At 65.2% G+C, this 20,779-nt stretch carries 19 protein-coding genes, 1 pseudogene and 1 riboswitch; of the genes and pseudogenes, 9 read left to right on the forward strand and 11 right to left on the reverse strand.

The annotated features are described in order from the left end of the window. Window positions 1-381: 381 nt before the first annotated feature. From ACU8YE_RS10465 to ACU8YE_RS10475, 3 genes are all read right to left on the reverse strand, one after another. Window positions 382-1,077, reverse strand: coding sequence for a hypothetical protein (locus ACU8YE_RS10465; RefSeq protein ID WP_446928654.1), 696 nt, complete (start codon window positions 1,075-1,077; stop codon window positions 382-384). Window positions 1,078-1,152: 75 nt separating this feature from the next. Then, the gene (locus ACU8YE_RS10470) at window positions 1,153-2,547 is read right to left on the reverse strand and encodes an alkaline phosphatase (protein ID WP_260803691.1); all 1,395 of its coding nucleotides are present in this window, start codon (window positions 2,545-2,547) and stop codon (window positions 1,153-1,155) included. Window positions 2,548-2,564: 17 nt separating this feature from the next. Next, window positions 2,565-4,022 carry an alkaline phosphatase gene (locus ACU8YE_RS10475; RefSeq protein WP_446928655.1) on the reverse strand — a complete coding sequence of 486 codons (1,458 nt, stop codon included), beginning with the start codon at window positions 4,020-4,022 and terminating at the stop codon, window positions 2,565-2,567. 226 nt (window positions 4,023-4,248) lie between these two features. Here ACU8YE_RS10475 and ACU8YE_RS10480 point away from each other — a divergent pair, with 226 nt between their 5' ends. Beyond that, window positions 4,249-4,998, forward strand: coding sequence for an AAA family ATPase (locus tag ACU8YE_RS10480; protein ID WP_446928770.1), 750 nt, complete (start codon window positions 4,249-4,251; stop codon window positions 4,996-4,998). Between the two features lie 76 nt (window positions 4,999-5,074). On the opposite strand, the pseudogene ACU8YE_RS10485 reads toward ACU8YE_RS10480, so the two are convergent. Beyond that, window positions 5,075-5,451: pseudogene (locus tag ACU8YE_RS10485) on the reverse strand (hypothetical protein). Window positions 5,452-5,922: 471 nt separating this feature from the next. Further along, a riboswitch (S-adenosyl-L-homocysteine riboswitch) is annotated at window positions 5,923-6,006 on the forward strand. 108 nt (window positions 6,007-6,114) lie between these two features. On the opposite strand from ACU8YE_RS10485, the gene ahcY reads away from it, so the two are divergent. From ahcY to ACU8YE_RS10505, 4 genes are read left to right on the forward strand one after another with little or no spacing between them, the layout of a single operon-like run. Further along, window positions 6,115-7,539 (forward strand): adenosylhomocysteinase, encoded by a 1,425-nt coding sequence (gene ahcY, locus ACU8YE_RS10490; protein ID WP_446928656.1) that lies wholly within the window; start codon window positions 6,115-6,117, stop codon window positions 7,537-7,539. Window positions 7,540-7,594: 55 nt separating this feature from the next. Next, on the forward strand, window positions 7,595-7,939 hold the full coding sequence (locus ACU8YE_RS10495; RefSeq protein WP_004628357.1) for a phage holin family protein: 345 nt from the start codon (window positions 7,595-7,597) through the stop codon (window positions 7,937-7,939). Between the two features lie 10 nt (window positions 7,940-7,949). After that, entirely contained in the window at window positions 7,950-8,780 is an 831-nt protein-coding gene (metF, locus tag ACU8YE_RS10500) for a methylenetetrahydrofolate reductase [NAD(P)H] (protein ID WP_446928657.1), read from the forward strand. Window positions 8,781-8,809: 29 nt separating this feature from the next. Beyond that, on the forward strand, window positions 8,810-9,268 hold the full coding sequence (locus tag ACU8YE_RS10505; RefSeq protein ID WP_232041524.1) for a TfoX/Sxy family protein: 459 nt from the start codon (window positions 8,810-8,812) through the stop codon (window positions 9,266-9,268). 4 nt (window positions 9,269-9,272) lie between these two features. Here the strand turns inward: ACU8YE_RS10505 and ACU8YE_RS10510 are convergent, their stop codons facing one another. Together ACU8YE_RS10510 and ACU8YE_RS10515 are read right to left on the reverse strand one after the other, a co-directional pair. Further along, complete coding sequence (locus tag ACU8YE_RS10510; RefSeq protein ID WP_232041525.1) at window positions 9,273-9,887, reverse strand: pyridoxamine 5'-phosphate oxidase family protein; 615 nt, start codon at window positions 9,885-9,887, stop codon at window positions 9,273-9,275. Window positions 9,888-9,904: 17 nt separating this feature from the next. Continuing rightward, entirely contained in the window at window positions 9,905-10,498 is a 594-nt protein-coding gene (locus tag ACU8YE_RS10515; protein ID WP_322017043.1) for a 5-formyltetrahydrofolate cyclo-ligase, read from the reverse strand. A gap of 86 nt (window positions 10,499-10,584) precedes the next feature. Here ACU8YE_RS10515 and ACU8YE_RS10520 point away from each other — a divergent pair, with 86 nt between their 5' ends. The 4 genes from ACU8YE_RS10520 to ACU8YE_RS10535 all read left to right on the forward strand — a co-directional run bounded on the left by ACU8YE_RS10520 (window position 10,585) and on the right by ACU8YE_RS10535 (window position 15,923). After that, on the forward strand, window positions 10,585-12,537 hold the full coding sequence (locus ACU8YE_RS10520) for a lytic transglycosylase domain-containing protein (RefSeq protein WP_232041527.1): 1,953 nt from the start codon (window positions 10,585-10,587) through the stop codon (window positions 12,535-12,537). Between the two features lie 183 nt (window positions 12,538-12,720). Continuing rightward, window positions 12,721-13,725 (forward strand): complex I NDUFA9 subunit family protein, encoded by a 1,005-nt coding sequence (locus ACU8YE_RS10525; protein ID WP_232041528.1) that lies wholly within the window; start codon window positions 12,721-12,723, stop codon window positions 13,723-13,725. A gap of 225 nt (window positions 13,726-13,950) precedes the next feature. After that, the gene (locus ACU8YE_RS10530) at window positions 13,951-14,640 is read left to right on the forward strand and encodes a glutathione S-transferase family protein (protein ID WP_260803704.1); all 690 of its coding nucleotides are present in this window, start codon (window positions 13,951-13,953) and stop codon (window positions 14,638-14,640) included. Then, window positions 14,637-15,923: a multifunctional CCA addition/repair protein gene (locus ACU8YE_RS10535; RefSeq protein ID WP_446928658.1), complete on the forward strand. Its 1,287-nt coding sequence runs from the start codon at window positions 14,637-14,639 to the stop codon at window positions 15,921-15,923. The genes ACU8YE_RS10530 and ACU8YE_RS10535 overlap by 4 nt, the downstream gene beginning before the upstream one ends. A gap of 30 nt (window positions 15,924-15,953) precedes the next feature. Here the strand turns inward: ACU8YE_RS10535 and ACU8YE_RS10540 are convergent, their stop codons facing one another. From ACU8YE_RS10540 to ACU8YE_RS10560, 5 genes are all read right to left on the reverse strand, one after another. After that, window positions 15,954-16,859 carry a glutamate/aspartate ABC transporter substrate-binding protein gene (locus ACU8YE_RS10540; protein WP_446928659.1) on the reverse strand — a complete coding sequence of 302 codons (906 nt, stop codon included), beginning with the start codon at window positions 16,857-16,859 and terminating at the stop codon, window positions 15,954-15,956. An 83-nt stretch (window positions 16,860-16,942) separates the two neighbouring features. Then, the gene (locus ACU8YE_RS10545) at window positions 16,943-17,779 is read right to left on the reverse strand and encodes a 3-keto-5-aminohexanoate cleavage protein (RefSeq protein WP_446928660.1); all 837 of its coding nucleotides are present in this window, start codon (window positions 17,777-17,779) and stop codon (window positions 16,943-16,945) included. Further along, window positions 17,773-19,128, reverse strand: coding sequence for an aspartate aminotransferase family protein (locus ACU8YE_RS10550; RefSeq protein WP_232041533.1), 1,356 nt, complete (start codon window positions 19,126-19,128; stop codon window positions 17,773-17,775). Before ACU8YE_RS10550 ends, ACU8YE_RS10545 begins: the two co-directional genes overlap by 7 nt. A gap of 16 nt (window positions 19,129-19,144) precedes the next feature. Beyond that, window positions 19,145-20,053 carry a MurR/RpiR family transcriptional regulator gene (locus ACU8YE_RS10555; RefSeq protein ID WP_260803708.1) on the reverse strand — a complete coding sequence of 303 codons (909 nt, stop codon included), beginning with the start codon at window positions 20,051-20,053 and terminating at the stop codon, window positions 19,145-19,147. A gap of 182 nt (window positions 20,054-20,235) precedes the next feature. Continuing rightward, window positions 20,236-20,541, reverse strand: coding sequence for a hypothetical protein (locus ACU8YE_RS10560; RefSeq protein WP_024977076.1), 306 nt, complete (start codon window positions 20,539-20,541; stop codon window positions 20,236-20,238). Window positions 20,542-20,779: the final 238 nt, after the last annotated feature.

Genomic DNA, 20,779 nt, shown 5'->3' on the forward strand with positions numbered 1-20,779 from the left:
CGAGGCTCAAACCGTCAGGAGCGATCGTTTCCGGCCCGAATGCGAGCCTCGGACCGTGGAGCGCGACGCTTTTACCCACGATCACGAGGCTCAAACCATGGAGCACCACCGCCTGAGGGTCGAACTCGGGGCTCAGAGTGCGGCGCACCGCTGTCAAAGCACCGTTTTGTTGGCTCTTGGAGAGCCGCGCGTGGGGCTCCGAGCGCCGTTCGTCACCCTCCAAGGCCGGTGCGTGAGCATTGGACCGTGGAAGGCGGCCGTCCGAGGTCGAAAATTTGAAGCTCGGAGAGCGGAGCACGGGCCTTGGACCCCCGCGATCGGCTGTCCGGGTGTGGAGCGCGAGGCTTTTTGCCTGGCGCTCCGACTGCAGACGGCGGCGCGTCAGTCCATGAGGTCGGTGTAATCAGCAGCGGCGTAGCGTTGGGCGCGTTCCCACGGTGCGGCGGCGGGCGCCGGCAACGCCGTCACGCGCGTGAGCTTGCGTTGGGTGCCGGTGGCGTTGCGCGATTCCACGCGACGCGGGTATTGGCCGGCCACGTCCCAATCGACGGTGATGGTGCGCTCGCCCTGCGTCGAGCGGTAGGTCTGCACGCCATTGCGCACGGAGCCCTCCGCACGCATGCCTTTGAGCGCGGCGGGGTCGAGCAAGTGATACGCCGTCGCCCACGAGCCGTCGAAGCCGATGTTGGAATATTCGGCAGGTTCCACGGCGTAGTTCTTCTGCTGCGATTCGCTGACCACGCGCACGCTCAGCGCGCCCTTGGCGTCGCGTTCGATCCAGCGCGGGGCGGTGTCGGTATCGGCGTGCTTGTGGCCGGCGTGGGCGTTGGCGTGGTCGTGCTCGGCGTGCGCCGAAGCGGGCGGCAGCTCGCGTGCGATCCAGACGCGGTCGCCCTGGCGGTAGACGCGTTCGGCAAAGCGGGCGTCGCGCTGGATGCCGTCGGTGCCGAGCGACGACATCTGGTGTTCGACGCGCAGGGCGGTCAGCGGGTTGGACGAAGCCGGGCCGGCGGCCTGTGCCGTGGCAGCAAGCGCGGCGAAGGCGAACGAAAACAGAATGCGGGCAGATCGGGTCATACGAATTCGGTCAGGCGGAAGCGAAAAAAGCGCATGCCGATTGCCTCGGCATGCGCATCAATGGAAACGCAGGAATCAGAGGCCCATGGCCGTCTTGACCACGCCGAACACTTTCGTGTTGTCCAGCGTGCCCTTCAGCGGTGCGCTGCCCGGACCAGAGGAGAACAGCATCACATCCCCGCCGCCGTGCGTTTCCGAACCAGGCGTGCCGAGCTGCACACCCACTTCCTGCAGGTAATCGTCTGCAGCCGTGTCGACCGAGGCCACGTTGTCGCGTGTGGCCTTGCGTGTCGTGCCGCCGTTGCCGAACACCAGCGTGGTGTACGGCAGGCCGTCGGCGGCCAGTTGCGGCTGGCCGGTCTTGATGTCGTTCGACACGCCCAGGATCGGGTTGCCCTTGCGCGGGTAGCCGTTGATCGTCATCGTGTGGTCGTGGTCGGCCGTCACGACGATCAGCGTGTTCGACAGATCGGCCGTGCCCAGCGCCCGCTTGATGGCTTCGTCAAACGCGCCGGCATCTTCCAGCGCGCGCTTGGCGTTGGTGCCGTGCAGCGCGTGGTCGATGCGGCCGCCTTCCACCATCAGGAAATAGCCCTTGCCGTTCTTCTGCAGCACGCGGATGGCCTTCTCGGTCATGTCCGCCAGGCTGGGTTCGTCCACATTGTTCTTCTTGCGGTCCAGCTCGTAGTTCATGTGGTCCAGGTTGAACAGGCCGAGCAGCTTGTTGGTGGTGGCCGGATTGACGGCAGTGAGCTGCGTGCCGGTGGTCACGTAGCTGTAGCCGGCGGTCTGGAACTGGGCGGTCAGGTCGGTCGTGTCGGTGCGCTTGCTGCCCGTCGTGCCTTGCGGCAGATAGTGACGGCGGCCGCCGCCGAGCAGCACGTCCAGGCCATCCTTGAGCGCGGCGTTGTACAGCGTGTTGCCCGGCGTGCCTTGCGCGGCGATGGTGTTCTCGCCGTCGCGGTGGCAGACGTGCGAGTACGTGGCGGCCGGCGTGGCGTGCGTCACGCGCGTGGTCGTCACCGCGCCCACCGACTTGCCGGCAGCCTTGGCGAGTTCGAGCAGCGTGACGGCAGGCGTGCCGTTGTTGGCGGGGCACGTGCTGTCTGCACCGCTCACGTAGCCCTTGCCGGTGGCATCGCTGGCCTTCGTGTCGGCCGACATGGAGATGACTTCGTTGTTCATCTTCACGCCGGTCATGTACGCCGACATCGAGGGGGCGCTGTCAGTGGTCTGCGCATCGTTGGAGTACGTCTTGATGCGTGCCGTGCGCTTGAGCGATTCCATCGTCAGCTTGCCCGCCTCGCCCACCTTGTAGATGCGCGTGGCGGTGACGGTGGTCGGGCCCATGCCGTCGCCCAGGAAGAAGATCACGTTCTTGGCTTCACCGGCGGCGTGCGCTTGGGCGCAGGCACCGGCTGCCAGCGCCAGCAGCGTGGCGCGCAGGATACGGTTCGATTGCGTGTTCATGATGTGCCCTCTCCCGCTTACAGACCCACGGCCTGCTTGATGAGGCCGAAGACCTCGGTGTTGTCCATCGTGCCGGTAAAGCGCTCGGCACCCAGGCCGCGTGCGCCGATGAAGACATCGGTGCCGCCGTGCGTTTCGCCGCCCGGTGCAACCGGGATCACGGCTTCCTGGTGATAGCTCTTGTCGTACACGGCGGCATCCGTCAGTGCGCCGCGCGTGGCCGGGCGGTTCTCGCCGGTGCCGAAGCCGATGATCGTGAACGGGTTGCCGCCGGTGTCGGTGGCGTTGGCGCCCGTCACGTAGTTCTTCAGCAGGCCCAGCACGCCGGGGTTGCTGTCGCTGGTCGGGCCCGTGCGCTTGGCGTAGCCGTTGAGCACCAGCGTGTGGTCGTGGTCAGCGGTCACGACGATCAGCGTGTTCTTCAACCCCGGGTCGATCGTGTTGAGCTTGTCGATCGCGCCCCGGATGGCGGAGTCGAACGCCACGGTGTCCTGCAGTGCCTTGCGGGCGGTGGTTTCGTGCAGCGCGTGGTCGATGCGGCCGCCTTCCACCATCAGGAAGAAGCCCTTCTTCTTGGCGGCCAGCACGTCGATGGCCTTGTTGGTCATCTCGCCCAGGCTCGGCTCCTTGCTCGGATCACGATCCAGGTCGTACGACATGTGGCTGCTCGTGAACAGGCCGACGACCTTGCCGTCGGTGGCCTGCAGCGTGTCGAATTCGGCCTTGTTGCTGGCATAGCGGTAGCCGCCGGCCTTGAGTTCGGCGATCAGGTCGCGGCCGTCGGTGCGCGCGCCGCCCGCCGTGGTCGGCTGGAAGTGCTTGCGGCCACCGCCGAAGACGACGTCCACGCCATCGCCCAGCGCCGCGTTGAAGCCCTTGCCGGCCGGCGTAAGTTGCGCGGCGATGGTGTTTTCGCCGTCGCGGTGGCAGATGTGCGAATACGTGGCGGCCGGCGTGGCGTGCGTGATGCGCGTGGTGGTGACCACGCCCGTGCCGTAGCCCGCGGCCTTCATCAGTTCGAGCAGCGTCGTGACGGGCTTGCCGTTGCCGCTGGGGCAGGTGCTGTCGGCGCCCGAGATGTAATCCTTGCCGCCCGCGTCATAGGCCATCGTGTCCGGCGACATCGAGATGACTTCGTTGTTCATCTTCACGCCGGTCATGTAGGCCGACATCGACGGCGCCGAGTCGGTCACCTGCGCGTTGTTCGAATACGTGCGCACGAAGCCGGTTTCCGGCAGCGTGTCCATGGTCAGTTCGCCGTCTTCGCCGACCTTGTAGATGCGCGCGGCGGTCATGGTGGTCAGGCCCATGCCGTCGCCCAGGAAGAACACGACGTTCTTGGCGGGCGTGGTGCTGGGCGGGGTGGTGTCCGGCGTGGCGCTGCCGGAGGTGGACGTGCCGTCGCTGCCGCACGCGGCCATGGCCAGTGCAGCGGCCGCGGCGGCGGCGTACTTCGTGAGTTTATGGTTGTGCATCGTTGGCTCCCTGAACGATGCCCGGCACTTTGGTGGCCGCGTGTTGCAGGTCCGTGATGCGGGTGCGCCACTTCCTAACCGGATCGCAAGGTTGGCATGTGACAGCGCATTGACACTGCCGCGTGACGCACGTTACGGCGGCTCCGTTGCCTGAGCAGGTGGCCGCTCGCGAGGCGGCATGCGGCGCGATACGATGCGGCATCTGCGATTCGCCCTGCGCCGCCCCATGCTCACCCGCCAGTTCGTCAGTCACGTCACGCTGCGGCGCGACACCGTTGCCGCGTTCGATGCGTATCCGTTCAGCCTGCCCGCCGTGCGCGCGCTCGACACGCTGGAGCTGCATCCCAAGGTCACGTTCCTCGTCGGCGAAAACGGCTCGGGCAAATCCACGCTCATGGAGGCGATTGCCGTGGCGCTCGGCTTCAACGCCGAGGGCGGCTCGCGCAACTTCAACTTCAGCACGCACGCGTCGCACTCCGAGCTGCACGCGCATCTGCGCATTGCCAGGGGCTTTCGCAAGCCGCGCACCGAATTCTTCCTGCGCGCCGAGAGTTTCTTCAACGTGGCCACCAACATCCAGCAGATGGATGATGAGCCCGGCCTGGGCGTGCGCGTGATCGATTCCTACGGTGGCCGATCGCTGCATGCGCAATCGCATGGGGAATCGTTTCTGGCGCTGTTGATGAACCGCTTCGGCCCGAACGGCCTGTACCTGCTCGACGAACCCGAGGCGGCGCTGTCACCGCAGCGGCAGCTGGCGGTGCTCACGCGCCTGCATGACCTGGTGCAGGCGGAAAGCCAGTTCGTGATCGCCACGCACTCGCCGATCCTGATGGCCTATCCCGACGCGTGGATTTATCAGTGTGACGGGGATGGCATTCGGCGCGTCGCTTATGAAGAGACCGAGCACTTTCAGGTGACGCGAGACTTTTTGGCGAATCCGCAGCGGATGCTGAACATGCTGCTGGAGCAATGAACTGCCGTGGTGGCGGTCGAATCCGCTGGCTCCGGGGCATATCCCCGGCCCGCCCCGGGGATACGTCTTGCTGTCGTTATGCGGCGGAGACCCGCCGCCGCTCGATGGCGGCCAAAACCTCCCACGTGCGCGGGTCCACGTCGCTCCCCCCGAGCGACATCGACAGATACGCATCGATGGCATCGACAAAGCCCTTCACGAATGCCGGTGGATACGCATGTTCCGAGAAGTACGTGAGCTGCTCGCGCAGCATGCCTAGCCTGCATTGGCCATGGGTGCGCATATCGGTGCGCGTGCGGCACAGAAACGCGCGCGCCGACACTGCACCGTCGAGGTAGAGGCGGTTCTTGGTCAGCGACATAGGGCGCCTCCCGGTTGTGTGGGAAGCATGCGGCGCCAAGGGGGTGGAGAAGGGTAAGACGCGGGGCGGTGCCCGCTGAGTGCGGTAGCCAATGTGGCCTCCGGGGATAGGTAGAGGGAGGCTCGCCGCTCGCTGCGAAACGAGGGTGGCGGGCCTGACGACAGGGTTCGCAGACCGGCCTCCTATCCCAGCATTGCCGGCAGACCCGAAGGTCTCCCTGCCCGGCCCGCCATGAAAAGCATAGGCGTGCACAAGCACCGGACATGAAAACGCCGCGCGAAAGGCGGCTGTCCGTCTGGGAAAAAAGAGGAGGAGATGGGCTGCGAAACCCGGTCACCGTTGAGGCGGTGACGGTGGGGATTATAGCGACGGGATCAACGTGCTCAGCTGTCATATTTCGCCAACTCCCGCATCCCGCTTGGATGTCAGGGTCGCGGCTACGGCCCGCCACCGACACCGCTTGAGTGATCGATGCTTCACGGCTGACGGCGACGTCCATGACGCTGATGCCCGCTTGTTCTTTTCCCCGGCGCTCTGTCGCAAGAATCCGCTACAATCCAGCCCATTCCGAGGAGCGTTGCAACGACCGGCCCAAGTTCAGACGGGGCGGCCGCCAGGCTCGGAAGTTCAAACGGCGCTCGCAGTATCGTGGCTGACACGATGGCGAGAACGCATCTATCCGGGGCCCCAGCATGGGCCCCGTCTCAGTGGTCATCTCTCCGCGTGCGGTCACCCTTCTTTTCCGGAGTGATCCAATGAACGCTGTCACCGATCTGAAACACGATTACCTCGTTGCCGACATCAGCCTGGCCGACTGGGGCCGCAAGGAAATCGCCATTGCCGAGACCGAAATGCCCGGCCTGATGGCGATTCGCGAGGAATTTGCTGCAAGCCAGCCGCTCAAGGGCGCGCGCATTGCCGGCTCGCTGCACATGACCATCCAGACCGCCGTGCTGATCGAGACGCTCAAGGCACTCGGCGCCGACGTGCGCTGGGCCTCGTGCAACATCTTCTCGACGCAGGACCACGCGGCCGCCGCGATTGCCGCATCGGGCACGCCGGTGTTCGCGTTCAAGGGCGAATCGCTCAAGGAATACTGGGACTTCACCCACCGCATCTTCGAATGGGCCGACGGTGGCACGCCGAACATGATCCTGGACGACGGCGGCGACGCAACGCTGCTGCTGCACCTGGGCGCCCGCGCTGAGAAAGACGCCTCCGTGATCGCCAAGCCGGGCAGCGAAGAAGAGACCTTCCTGTTTGCGGCCATCAAGGAAAAGCTGGCCAAGGACGCCACGTTCTACAGCCGCAACCTCGACGCCATCAAGGGTGTGACCGAAGAAACCACCACGGGCGTGCATCGCCTGTACCAGATGGCCCAGCGCGGCGAGCTGTGCTTCCCGGCCATCAACGTGAACGACTCGGTCACCAAGAGCAAGTTCGACAACCTGTACGGCTGCCGTGAATCGCTGGTCGACGGCATCAAGCGTGCGACCGACGTGATGATCGCCGGCAAGGTGGCGGTCGTGGCCGGCTACGGCGACGTGGGCAAGGGTTCGGCACAGGCACTGCGCGCACTGTCGGCGCAAGTGTGGGTGACCGAGATCGACCCGATCTGCGCGCTGCAGGCCGCCATGGAAGGCTACCGCGTGGTGACGATGGATTACGCTGCCGAGCACGGCGACATCTTCGTGACCGCCACTGGCAACTACCACGTCATCACCCATGACCACATGGCCAAGATGAAGGACCAGGCCATCGTCTGCAACATCGGCCACTTCGACAACGAGATCGACATCGCGTCGGTTGAGAAGTACCAGTGGGAAGAGATCAAGCCGCAGGTCGATCACGTGATCTTCCCCGACGGCAAGAAGATCATCATCCTGGCCAAGGGCCGCCTGGTGAACCTGGGCTGCGCCACGGGCCACCCGTCGTACGTGATGAGCAGCTCGTTCGCCAACCAGACCATCGCGCAGATCGAGCTGTGGACCGAAGCGGTGAAGGGCTCGAACAAGTACCCGGTGGGCGTCTACACGCTGCCCAAGCACCTGGACGAGAAGGTCGCGCGCCTGCAGCTCAAGAAGCTGAATGCGCAATTGACCGAGCTGACCGACCAGCAAGCCGCGTACATCGGCGTGAGCAAGGAAGGCCCGTACAAGGCTGACCACTACCGCTACTAAGCCGTACCTGCCGGCGGCATTCCCTGCCGCCGGCTTTCCAACCGAGGACTCCTCCATGAGACTGCTCGCTGTCTGGGTCATCAACGCGCTGGCGTTGCTTCTTGTCGCCTATCTGCTCAAAGGCATCCACGTCAATGGCTTCGGCTCCGCGCTGATCGCGGCGCTCGTGCTGGGTCTGGTCAACACGCTGATCCGCCCGATCCTGGTAATCCTCACCTTGCCGGTGACGCTGCTCACGCTCGGGCTGTTCATCTTCATCATCAACGCGCTGCTGTTCCTGTTTGTCGGCAACCTGCTGGCGGGCTTTCAGGTGGCCAGCTTTGGCGCCGCGCTGCTGGGTTCCATCCTGTACAGCGTGATCTCGTGGCTGCTCTCGAGCCTGTTGCTGCGCGAGGCTTAAGGTTTCTGTCATGCAAGACCGTCAATTCAGTTTCGAATTCTTCCCGCCCAAGACGGCGGAAGGCGCCGAGAAGCTGCGCAACACGCGTGCGCAACTCTCGCCGCTCAAGCCGCGCTTTATCTCGGTGACATTTGGCGCGGGCGGCACCACGCAACAGGGCACGCTCGACGCCGTGGTGGAAATCCAGCGCGAAGGCATTGAAGCGGCGCCGCATCTGTCGTGTGTCGGTTCCTCGCGCGAGAGCATCCGCGGCATTCTCAACACGTATCGCGAGCACGGCATTCGACGCATCGTCGCGCTGCGTGGCGACATGCCCTCGGGCATGGGCGAGATCGGTGAATTCCGCTTCGCCAACGAGCTGGTCGAGTTCATCCGCCAGGAAACCGGCGAGGCATTCCACATCGAAGTGGCGGCCTATCCGGAATACCATCCGCAGTCGCGCTCGGCGCGGCACGATCTGGAGAACTTCGCCCGCAAGGTGAAGGCCGGTGCGGACTCCGCCATCACCCAGTACTTCTTCAACGCCGACGCGTACTTCCAGTTCGTGGACGACGCACGCAAGCTCGGCGCGGACGTGCCGATCGTGCCCGGCATCATGCCGATCACGAATTCGTCGCAACTGATGCGCTTTTCCGAGATGTGCGGTGCGGAAGTGCCGCGCTGGATCGCCAAGCGCTTGGAAGGTTTTGGCGACGATCGTGAATCGATCCGCGCGTTCGGCCTGGACGTGGTGACGGCCATGTGCGACCGCCTGCTGCAAGGCGGCGCGCCGGGCCTGCATTTCTACACGCTCAACGCCGCCGGCTCCACGCGCGCCATCTGGCAGCGCCTGGGTCTGTAAGAAGAAAGCGCACTGCAAAGGAGGTCGTCATGGCAGCCGCACCCGATCCGCTGATCGCCTGGTTGCTTGACGAACTCCGGCCGCTTGCCGCGCAAATCGGTGAGATTCGCGCGCGCCGAATGTTCAGCGGCGCGGCGCTGTATTACGACGACATTGTCTTTGCGCTGGTGCTGCGCGGCACGTCTTACCTGCGCGTTGACGACCTCACGCGCGAACGTTTTCTCGCTGAAAAATGCACGCCGTTCAGTTACGAGCGCAACGGCCGCACCATCAGCATGACGGGTTATCTGAGCACGCCGGCAGAGGCGCTGGACGGTGGGCAGCCATTGCGCGACTGGGCACGGCTGGCGATTGAAGCCGCGCTGCGTGACGCGAATGCCAAGGCGGCCAAGCCGAAGCGCGCCACGGCAAAGACGGCGAAAGCTACCAAGGCAACAAAGACAACGGCGACCAAGACGGTCGCCGCAAAAAAGACAGCCAAGCGCTGAACGCTCAGTACAGCGTTGTCTTCAGCCGCTCCGGCAACTCGCGATCGTAGGCGTCTCCATCAAATGCGCCGCCGCTGATGTGCTGCAGGATCTGGCCTGCGGTGGGCACAGCCGGCTTGGTGTCCTGCGCGCCGCGCTCCCACAGCTTTGAGCGCACCAGTGCCTTCGAGCAGTGGAAGTAGACCGTCTGCACCTGCACGAGGATCACGCTGCGCGGAAGCTTGCCCTGCACCGCAAACGACGCAAGCAATGCCGGATCCGCCGAGATGGTGGCCGTGCCGTTCACGCGCAACGTCTCACCCACACCCGGCACGATGAAGAGCACCGACACGCGCCCGTCTTCAACGATGTTGCGCAGGTTGTCGATGCGGTTGTTGCCAGGCCGATCGGGAATCGCCAGCAAGCGTTCGTTGAGGATGCGCACGAAGCCCGGCGCATCGCCCTTTGGCGAAGCGTCCGTGCCCTGCGCGCCCACCGATGACAGCACGATGAATGGCGACGCCTCCACGAACGCGCGGTAGTCGGCGTTCAGGTGGTCGATCTCCTTGAGCAGCGAGCGCGGGTTCGGGGCGCCATACACGGCTTCGAGGTCGGCAACAGTTTTCAGCGTGTGGGACATGGGCTTCCTGTGCAGGATTAAAACGCGCCGCGCTCGGTGACGATGCAGTCCAGCGCGATGTCGTGCGGTTCCGGCGCGATGGATTCCACGCGGTTCACCTCGTACGCCACGCCAATCGTGCGCGGGCGGTGTCCGGCGGCATGCAGCGCAGCGAGCGTGCGGTCGTAGAAGCCGCCGCCGTAGCCGATGCGATAGCGCTGCGCGTCAAAGCCCACGCACGGGATCAGCAAGGCATCGGGCGTTTCCATCTCACCCGAGCGGGGGATGGGGATGTTGTAAGCGCCCGGCGTCATTTCACAATCGGGCGTCCATCGCCGAAACTGCAGGGGAGAAAACTTGTCAGTCACCACAGGCAGCAGTGCATGGCGCGTGGCGTCGGCCGCCAGCCAATGGCCCAGCACGGTCAACGCATCGAACTCTCCCTGCGTTGGCCAGTAGGCGGCCAGGCGTTTGACGGGCAGTGCGTTCAGCAACTCAGCCAGGTGATGTGCCAGCGCAGCATCGTGGGCAATGCGGTCCGGTAGCGCAGCGCGTGCATCGAGCAACATGGCGCGCAGCGTGCGGCGCGATTCGATTGGCGTGGTGGGATTGGCCGGATCGTGCGTATTCATTGGATGTGGCCTCTCGCCGGTGAATTGGCGCTAAGGCTGACATGGGATAATTCGGCGGACCTAACAGTGATTGGATGGGGCAGGAGATGACATTGAAGGCCAAGGCAGTATATCGCGCGGTAGCGCTGGCTTTTGCAGGCATGGTCGGCATGAGCGTGGTCGGCCCGACGCCGCTGGCGGTGGCCGCAAAGCGCCAGGCGCCGCAGGGCATCCCGGCCAATCCGGACGATGCGTTTGTCGAGCTGCGCAACGCTGCCCGCCGCAACGATGTGTCGCGCAGCTGGGAGTTGGCCGACAGCCTCTCCGATTACCCGATCCAGTCTTACGTGCAGTATTTCCGCATCAAGCCGCAGCTGTTCGATGCCAGCGGCTATGCGCGTACCGATGCGCCGGAAGATGAGATCCGCTCGTTCCTGCAGCGCTACAAGGGCGAGGCGATTGCCGATCGGCTGCGCAACGACTGGCTGCTCGTGCTCGGCAAGAAGCGCGACTGGGCCACGTTCGATGCGGAGTACCCCAACTTCGTGCTGAAGGACGACACGCAGGTCGAGTGCTATGCGCTGCTCTCGCGCGCGATGAAGGGCCAGAACGTGGCCGCCGACGCGCGCAACACGCTGTCGGATCCCAAGGGCTATGGCGAAGGCTGCGTCGACCTGATCGGCTATCTGGCGCAGTCCAAGCAGTTCACCCGTGCGGACGTGGCGTTTGCGGCGCGGCTTTCGCTGGAGCAGAACCTCGTCACGCAGGCATCGCGCATTGCGGCGGTGCTGCCCGACGGTGATCGCGTGGACAACGACACGCTGGCCAACGTGACGCGTATGGCGCGCAACGATCCTTCGCAGGCAACGGCGTATCTGCTGGCGCAAAGCGGCAGCCTGTCGCGCGAAGAGCAAGGCGCGGGCTGGGGCGTGATCGGCCAGTACGCCGCCAAGAAGCAGACGCCCGATGCGCTGGACGCCTACCGTCGCCAACTGACGCTCGGCGGCGATGCCTACCTTTCGGACGATTCGCAGGAGTGGCGTGTTCGCGCCGCCCTGCGCGCGGGTGACTGGAAGATGGTGCGCCAGTCCATTGAGAAGATGCGCCCCAGCCTGCGCGATCGTGATCCCGCCTGGACGTACTGGTACGGCCGCGCGCTCAAGGCCGACAACCGCAACGACGAGGCTCGCCAACAGTTCCAGTCGATTGCCGGCCAGTTCAATTTCTACGGCCAACTGGCGCAGGAAGAACTCGGCCAGCGCATCACCGTGCCGCCGCGCACAACCGTGACCGACGCCGAGATCGACGTGATGGGCCGCAACCACCCGGGCTTTGGGCGTGCCAAGAAGCTGTACGATCTGAATCTGCGCTTCGAGGGCAACCGCGAGTGGAACTGGGAGCTGCGCAACATGAGCGACCGCGAGTTGCTCGCCGCGGCCGAATATGGCCGCAAGCTCGGCTTGCTCGATCGCACCGTCAACTCCGCGGACAAGACCAAGACCGAGCACGACTTCTCGCTGCGCTTCCCGACGCCGTACCTCAGCGTGGTCCAGCGCAACGCCGATGCCGTGGGCTTGGACATTGCCTGGGCCTACGGTCTGATCCGCCAGGAATCGCGCTTCATCATGGACGCGCGTTCGTCGGTGGGCGCCTCTGGCCTGATGCAGGTGATGCCGGAAACCGCCAAGCACATTGCCAAGAAGATCGGCCTGCCGGCGTTCCGCGTTTCGCAGATGAGCGACATCGATACCAACGTGCTGCTGGGTACGGCCTACCTGTCGATGATCCTGACCAACCTGGACAGTTCGATCACCCTGGCGACCGCCGGCTACAACGCGGGCCCAGGCCGTCCGAAACGCTGGCGCTCGACGCTCGCGCGGCCGGTGGAAGGCGCGATCTTCGCCGAGACGATCCCGTTCAACGAGACCCGCACGTATGTGAAAAACGTGCTGTCGAACGCGACGTACTACAGCGCGTTGCTGACCGGCCGCCCGCAGTCGCTGAAGGACCGCCTGGGCAAGGTGGCGCCGGAATCCGTCACGCCGGACGACCTGCCCTAAGCACCGGATCGTCATCCCGCTGTCATTCGACGCCCGCCGCAACGCGGGCGTTTTTCTTGGGCATGTGCGCCGGCTAGCGCACAGAAGTGTGGCGCGCTGCACGTCGCGTCGACATACCTTGGGGGCCATCGCGTTCGGGATGTATTGTGGTGTTGCCTCCTTTCCCGTTTTGGAGATGCCTCCATGCAGCCCTCCAATCTGCTCGTTTTTGGCGGTACCGGTTTTATAGGCTCGCAGTTGCTGTCTCGGCTGGTGACGGAGACGTTTTCCGCGCCCGGCTTACCCGAGGGCCGGATGATCGTGCCCACGCGCGATCCTGAATCCGCCCGCGCGCACAACCTCACCCTGCTGCCGCGCGTGGACGTGATGGACGCCGACATCTACGCCGACGATGCCCTCGACGCGCTGTTTCTGGCGCTCACCGAGCGCGGCGGCGAGCACTGTGCCGTCGTCAACCTCGTTGGCGTGCTGCAGGATGCGCGCGGGATGCCGTACGGGCCGAATTTCCAGCGTGTGCATGTCGACCTGCCCCGCCGCATCGTCGCCGCATGCCGACGCCATGGCGTGAACCGGCTGCTGCACATGAGTGCGCTGGGTGCCGATCCGGCCGGCCCGTCGATGTACCTGCGCAGCAAGGGCGACGGCGAACGCGTGGTCATGAACAGCGAGCTGGACTGGACGGTGTTCCGCCCGTCGGTGGTGTTCGGTCCGCAGGATCATTTCCTGAACTTGTTTGCGAGCATGCAGCGCATGGCGCCGTTTGTGCCGCTGGCCTGTGCCGATGCGCGTTTCCAACCCGTGTACGTAGATGACGTGGCGGCAGCGTTCATCAATGCGCTCAAAAAGCCCGCGACGATCCGGCACGCTTATCCGCTGGTCGGGCCGCGCGTCTACACCCTGGCGGAGCTGATGCGCTTTGCCGGACGTGCCAGCGGCCACCCGCGCTGGATCGTGCCACTGCCTGAAGGCCTGGGCCGCATGCAGGCCGCGCTGCTGGAGCATCTGCCAGGGGCGCCCATCTCGCGGGACAACCTCGACTCCATGCGCGTGGACAACGTCAGCATGGAACCGGTCGCGCCGGAACTCGGCATCCATCCGCTCGGCATGGAGGCCGTCATGCTGCCCGCCCTGGCCGGCTTGGGGCCGGACCGCGGATTGCGTGCCGCACGCACACGGGTCCATCGCTAGCCGCTACGAAAACGCGGAGGATTTGCCGCGTTTGTGAATCCGCTTCACAACCGTGGCCAATCGGATTCGTTTTGTGGCGGTGCAGCGCGAGGCTAGAATGGTTCGCTCGCCCTCGCGCTGCCGCTCGCCGTTTCCGATACAACAAAACCAGAGCGCCCCGGCATTCCCGCGCGATGCTGGCGGGCTCCCACAACAATTGCTGTGCACTCTCCAAGGACGGGAATCATGAAACTGGTCATCGGCAACAAGAACTATTCGTCGTGGTCGCTACGCCCGTGGCTGCTCGCCAAGCAGGCCGGCATTCCGTTCGAAGAGATCCGCGTGCGCCTGCTGAGCGAGACCTTTGCCGCCGACGTGGCACGTCATTCGCCCGCCGGCCGCGTGCCGGTTCTGGTGGACGGCGACATGAACGTGTGGGATTCGCTCGCCATCTGCGAGACGCTGGCCGAGCGCTTTCCGCGCGCGCAACTGTGGCCGCAAGACCCGAAAGCCCGCGCGCACGCCCGCTCGATCTGCGCTGAAATGCACAGCGGCTTCAACAACCTGCGCAACAACATGCCGATGAACGTGACGGCGGTGCTGCCCGGCATGGGCTGGAACGTGGCCGTGCAGCGCGACATCGACCGCATTGCAGCCATGTGGACCGAGCTTCGCCAGAAGTACGCCGCAGAAGGCCCGTTCCTGTTCGGCCACTTCACGGTGGCCGATGCGTTCTACGCGCCGGTGGTCAGCCGCTTCGCCACGTACGGTGTGCGTCTGCCGGATGCCGCCAAGGCCTACGCCGACTACATCCTCAATCTGCCCGCCATGCAGGAGTGGATCGACGGGGCGCGCGCCGAGCATGACTTCCTCGCCGACGACGAGCCGTATCGCACCGCGCCGGACGAAGACACGCTGGTTGCCGCCAATCAATGACGGAACGCGCAGCGCAGACTGAAGCCATCGTCGATCCAGCCACGCACGGGCTGGATGTGTATGCCGTAGGCGGCGCCATTCGTGACGCGCTGCTCGGGCTGCCCGTGCAGGACCGCGACTACGTTGTGGTCGGGGCCACGCCCGAAGACATGGAGGCGCGTGGCTTTCGAGCGGTCGGCAAGGATTTCCCGGTGTTCCTGCATCCCGTTACGCATGCCGAATACGCGCTCGCCCGCACCGAGCGCAAGACGGCTGCGGGCTACAAGGGTTTCTCGGTCTACTACGCGCCGGATGTCACGCTCGAAGACGACCTCATCCGCCGCGACCTGACCATCAACGCGATGGCGCAGCGCGTGGCGGAAGACGGCGCGCTGGTGGGCCCCGTCGTCGATCCGTATGGAGGGCAGGCTGACCTGGCGTCGCGCACGTTCCGGCATGTGTCCGATGCGTTCATGGAAGACCCGGTGCGCATCCTGCGCCTGGCGCGCTTTGCTGCGCGCTTTGCCGACTTTCATGTCGCGCCCGCAACCAACGCGCTCATGCAGCGCATGGTGCAGGCCGGCGAAGTCGATGCGCTGGTGGCCGAGCGTGTGTGGCAGGAAATTGCCCGCGGCCTGATGGAGGCTCATCCGCAGCGCATGTTTGCCGTGCTGCGCGACTGCGGTGCGCTGGCGCGCCTGCTGCCGGAACTTGACCGGCTGTGGGGCGTGCCGCAGCGCGCCGACTATCACCCCGAAGTCGATACCGGCGTGCACACCATGATGGTGATCGAAACGGCCGCAGCGATGGCGACTCCGCTGCCGGTACGCTTCGCTGCGCTGGTGCACGATCTCGGCAAGGGCTCGACGCCTGAGGACATCCTGCCGCGCCACATCGGCCATGAAGGGCGCAGCGTGCCGCTGATCGAAGCGGTGTGCCAGCGCCTGCGTGTGCCCACCGAGTGCCGTGAACTGGCGCTGGTGGTTGCGCGCGAGCATGGCAACATCCATCGCAGTGACGGCTTTGATGCCGCAGCGCTGGTGCGTCTGCTGGAGCGTTGCGATGCGTTGCGCAAGCCCGATCGTTTCCGTCAGGCCCTGCAGGCGTGCGAGGCCGATGCGCGCGGTCGTCTCGGGTTTGAAGACCGCAGCTATCCGCAGACGGAACGCCTGCTGCGCGCGCTGGAGGCCGCATCCTCCATCGACGCGGGCGCTGTCGCCCAGCGCCATGCCGACAACCCGGCGCACATCAAACAAGCCGTGCATCAGGCCCGCATCGAGGCCGTTGCGCTGGCCGGCATCTAGGTTGGCCCCAGAAGCCGGCCGTGCGGCCGTTCACTCGAACGGCGTGTCGTTCGGATTGGCGTACAGCGCCTTCAACTGATCGTTCATCGGGAAGTTGAAGTTCAGGTTCTTGGGCGGCACGGGCTTTTCGAACCACTTGGCGTAGAGCGTCTTGATTTCGCCGCTCTTCATCACGCCAACCATGGTGTCGTCCACCAGCTTCTTGAACTGCGGATCGTCGCGGCGAAGCATGAAGCCGTAGGCCTCGAACGACTGCGGCGTACCGGTCACGACCCAGTCATCGGGCTTCTGCGCCAGCGTGCGCGCGCCGGCCAGCAGCACGTCGTCCATCATGAACGCCACCACGCGGCCGCTTTGCAGCGTCAGGAACGATTCACCGTAATCCTTCCCGCTGATCACGTTCATGTTCATCTTCTTCTCGTCGTTCATCTTGCGCAGGATGCGCTCCGACGTGGTGCCCGCGTTGGTGATGACCGACTTGCCCGCCAGATCTGGGAAATCCTTCACGCCCGATTTCACGTTGGTCAGCAAGCGTGTGCCGGCGATGAAGAGGGTGGTCGAAAACGCGGTCTGCTGCTCGCGCGATTTCAGGTGCGTGGTCACGCCGCACTCCAGATCCACCGAGCCGTTCTGCACGAGCGATGTCCGGTTCTGCGACGTCACCGGAATCTGCTTGATGTCCAGATTGGGCTTGCCCGTCTTCTTCTTGACGGCGTCGATCACGCGGGCGCACAGGTCTGCCGAGAAACCGACAATCTCGTTCTTGCTGTCGCGGTAAGAAAATGGAATCGACGACTCGCGCACGCCGATCAGGATCGTGTTGCTGTCCTGGATTTTCTTGAGCGTGCCGTCCAGGGCCTGCGCGTGCGCGCTGATCGCGAGCAGGCTGGCCAGCGCCAGCGGGATGGATCGGATACAGCGGGTGGTCAAACGCATACTTCCTCCAATGGTTGTGGTGCGCGGCCTGTTGTGTTGCGGCCGTCTTTGCTTTGGCTTCGTGGTGATGAGTGCGGAGAGTCTTAGCGGCCGAACCAGCTGCGCAGCTCTGCGGCGCTGGCCACCGGCCGATGCAGCGCGTCGAGATGCCGTCGCAGGTGGGTGACGAGCGCCGCGTTGTCGGGTGCCGTGCTGCCGTCGGGCAGCGCCATGTTGTTTTCGAATCCCAGGCGCGCGTGGCCGCCGAGCAGCGCCGCGCTGAGCGCGCACTCGGCTTCACGCGGGCCGAATGCGCACATCGCCCAGGGTACGTTTGCCGTGATGTCAGCGCCCTCAGCCCACGCCTGCAGGAAGGGCAGCAGATCCGACGGATCAGAGCGCTGGCCTGCGCTATAGCGGCCAAGCACGAAGAGCACCCAATGCGGCGTGTCGGGCAGCACGCCGCGTGCGCGCAGGTCGCGGTAGCGCACCACGTCGTCGGCGGAATACAGGATGTACTGGATGGCCGTGCGCGCTGCGGCAAGCTCACCAAAAAAGCGCGCGGCCTCCGCCTCGTGCGCGGCATCGGGCGCCAGCTCGCGCAGCGCGGCAGAGATTGCTTCTGGCTGCAGGGCGCGCACCGATGCCATCTGCTGTTCGGGCGTGTAGATGCCAACGGCCTCGGTGGTGATCTGAATCACCAGCGCGTCGCCTACGGCGCGTTGCACGGCGGCGATGGCCGGGCGGTAGTCCTCAGGCTCCAGGCTATGCGTGCCGTCTGGGCGGCGCACATGCAGATGCAGCATCGCTGCGCCGGCATCTACGCATTGGCGCGCGCAAGCGGCCAGTTCGTCGGGCGTAATCGGCAGCGCGGGGTGATCGGCGTGCGTCTTGCGCGCGCCGTTGGGTGCCACGGCGATGGCGATGGGCCGGGTCACCATGCGGCCTCCTGCGCCTTGGCAGTGGCGGCGTCAACCGCATCGCCCAGGCGTTCGACGATGGCGTCGATGTCCTGCGCGGTGGCGATGAACGGCGGCGCCAGCAGGATGTGGTCGCCGCGCTGGCCGTCGATCGTGCCGCCCATCGGATACACCATCAGGCCGCGCTGCATCGCTTCGGCCTTCACGCGCGCGTGCGTCTTGCATGCAGGTGCCAGCGGCGCCTTGGTTGCGCGATCGGCCACCAATTCCACGCCAACAAACAAGCCGCGCCCGCGTACGTCACCCACGTGCGGGTGGTCGGCAAAGCGCGCACGCAGTGCCGCACGCAGTTGTTCGCCACGCACCTGCACGTTGGCAAGCAGGTTGTCTTCCTCGATCACCTTCTGCACTTCGAGCGCCGCCGCGCACGCCGTCGCGTGGCCAATGTAAGTGTGGCCATGCTGGAAGAAGCCGCTGCCGGTCGTGATGGCGTCGTAGATGCGGCGATTCACCAGCGTCGCGCCGATCGGCTGATACCCGCCGCCCAGGCCCTTGGCAATGGCGATCATGTCTGGCACCACGCCATCTTCCTCGCACGCGAACAGGTAGCCGGTACGCCCCATGCCGGACATCACCTCATCGAGCAGCAGCAGCACGCCGTGGCGGTCGCACACCGTGCGGATCTTGCGGAAGTAGTCGGCCACGGGCGGCACGGCGCCGGCGGTGGCGCCCACCACCGTCTCCGCGACGAAGGCCGCGACATTTTCCGTGCCGAGTTCGACGATCTTCGCGTCCAGCTCATCGGCGAGGCGCTGCACGTATTGCGCGTCGCTCTCGCCATCCAGTCGCTCGCGATACGCATAGCACGGCGAGACATGGTGTGCCGGCACCAGCAGCGGCAGGAACGGCTCGCGGCGCCATGCGTTGCCGCCAATCGCCAGCGCGCCCAGCGTGTTGCCGTGATAGCTCTGACGCCGCGCGATGAAGTACTGGCGCTGCGGCTGGCCGATCTCGACGAAGTATTGGCGCGCCAGCTTGAGCGCCGCTTCAATCGCTTCCGAACCGCCCGAGACGAAATACACGTGATCCAGATCGCCCGGTGCGGCGGCGGTCAGGCGTGCGGCCAGTTCTTCGGCCACGTCTGTCGTGAAGAACGATGTGTGTGCATAGGCCAGCGCGCGCACCTGCTTGCAGATGGCATCCACCACACGCGGGTGGCCGTGGCCGAGACACGAAACGGCAGCACCGCCGCAGGCATCGAGATAGCGCTTGCCGTCGGAGTCGATGAGGGTCATGCCCTCACCGCCGACAGCGGTGGGCAGCGTCTTGCGCGGATCGCGGTGGAAGACAGAGGTGGTGGACGGAGTCATAGGCGGTCGGGCGGGCTCAACGTTGGGTGGACGGCACGGCGACGGCCGCTTCACTGCGGCGGGCGCTACGCACGTAGGCGGCTTGTTGCTTGAGCTGGGCGTCGCTGTCGGCAAGGTGTGCGAGCGCGGTTGGGCCGGCGTGGCGGAACCACGTCATCAGCAGCGCGTCGAGCAGCGCCATGGGCGCGGCCAGCGAATGGAAGAACGACGGAATGGCGACGGGCGCGACGAGCTGCTGCCACGCCAGTTCCGCGCCCGGGGCGATGGCGCTGTCGGTCACGTACACGAGGCGCGCACCACGCGCATGCGCGTACTGCATCGCCTCAATGACTTCGCGGGTGTACGGATCGAACGTGACGGCCACGACGATGTCGCCTTCGCCGCAAAAGCGCAGCGGGTCGGCCAGCGTGTTGCCGCTACCGGTGCAGAGGATGACCTTGTCGTCGAAAAGCTGGGCTGCATAACCGAACGCATGCGTCAGCGCCAGGCAACTGCGTGCGCCCAGCAGATAGACTCGGCGCGCCTTACAGAGAGCGGCAGCCACGGTGTCGAGCGACGCCAGGTTGGCTGGCGAAAACGCCGACTGCACGTGTGCGCCGATGGCCATGCCGATGCGCTCAGCCTCCGAAGCGCCGGCCGTATCGTCGCCCTGCAGCGCGCTGGCGCGACCGGCAAAGCCGTCGGCCTGCTGGCGCAGGTGGTTCACGCAGATATCGCGCAGCGCGGCAAAGTCATCAAAGCCCAGCGCGCGCGCCAGGCGCGAGAACGTGGCCGGCGGCAGGTCGCAGCGGCGCGCCAGGTCCCGCATCGAAAGCAGGGCGATGTCGTGCTGGTGCGTCTCAAGCAACATGGCGGCGCGCTGCAGTTGCGGAGAGAGATCGCTGGCGCGGTCGCGCAGCGTTTGCATGAGCCCATCGAACGTCATGAGGTGATCGTTTTGATTCAATTGTTTCGTAAACTACTAATTTGAAACAGTTGAGTCAATATCGGATTCACCCTTGGGATCGCGCACGAAAGCGAAACGGCCGCAACGCAAGGCGTGCAGCCGTGGCGGGCAAACAAAAACGGAGGCCGAAGCCTCCGTTGGGTGTGTGTGAAGCGCGCGCTTCAGGTTGCCGGGGCGTCGAGCTGTTCCATGCGGAACTGGAAGAAGCCGGCGCCGATCAGGCCAAGCAAGCTCAGCGCCATGCACGTGCAGGCCAGAATCATCACCGCGCCCAGCGACGAAACCCCGCTCATGAGCGGCGTATGCATCAACGCCGACAGATTGCCGCCAACCCACATGGCCGCGACGAGGGCCATCAAGCACGTCAGCGCTGCGGCATTGCGCAACCACGTCAGCCGCGTCTTGCGGCTGATGCCGTCGAAAGCGTGGAAATGGAAGTGGTGGTGACCGGTGCCAACGAGTGCCATGGAGAATCTCCTTGTGCTTGCCGTTTGATAGCGTTGAGTCACTATACCGAGACCTGCGACAGTTTGGCGCAGTTTGCGCCGCTAGGTATACCCTGAGCTGCGCTGCGTCAAGAGGTGCGGGTACATTTTTTGTGAGTGCGACACTGCGCCGCAGATTGGCGTCCGGGGCGGAAAATCCGGAGATGGCGGGCGCGCGTGAATGGCGCCGCAGAAATGAAAAAAGACCTCGCGAGGAGGT

The organism is Ralstonia sp. VS2407 (assembly GCF_052950655.1).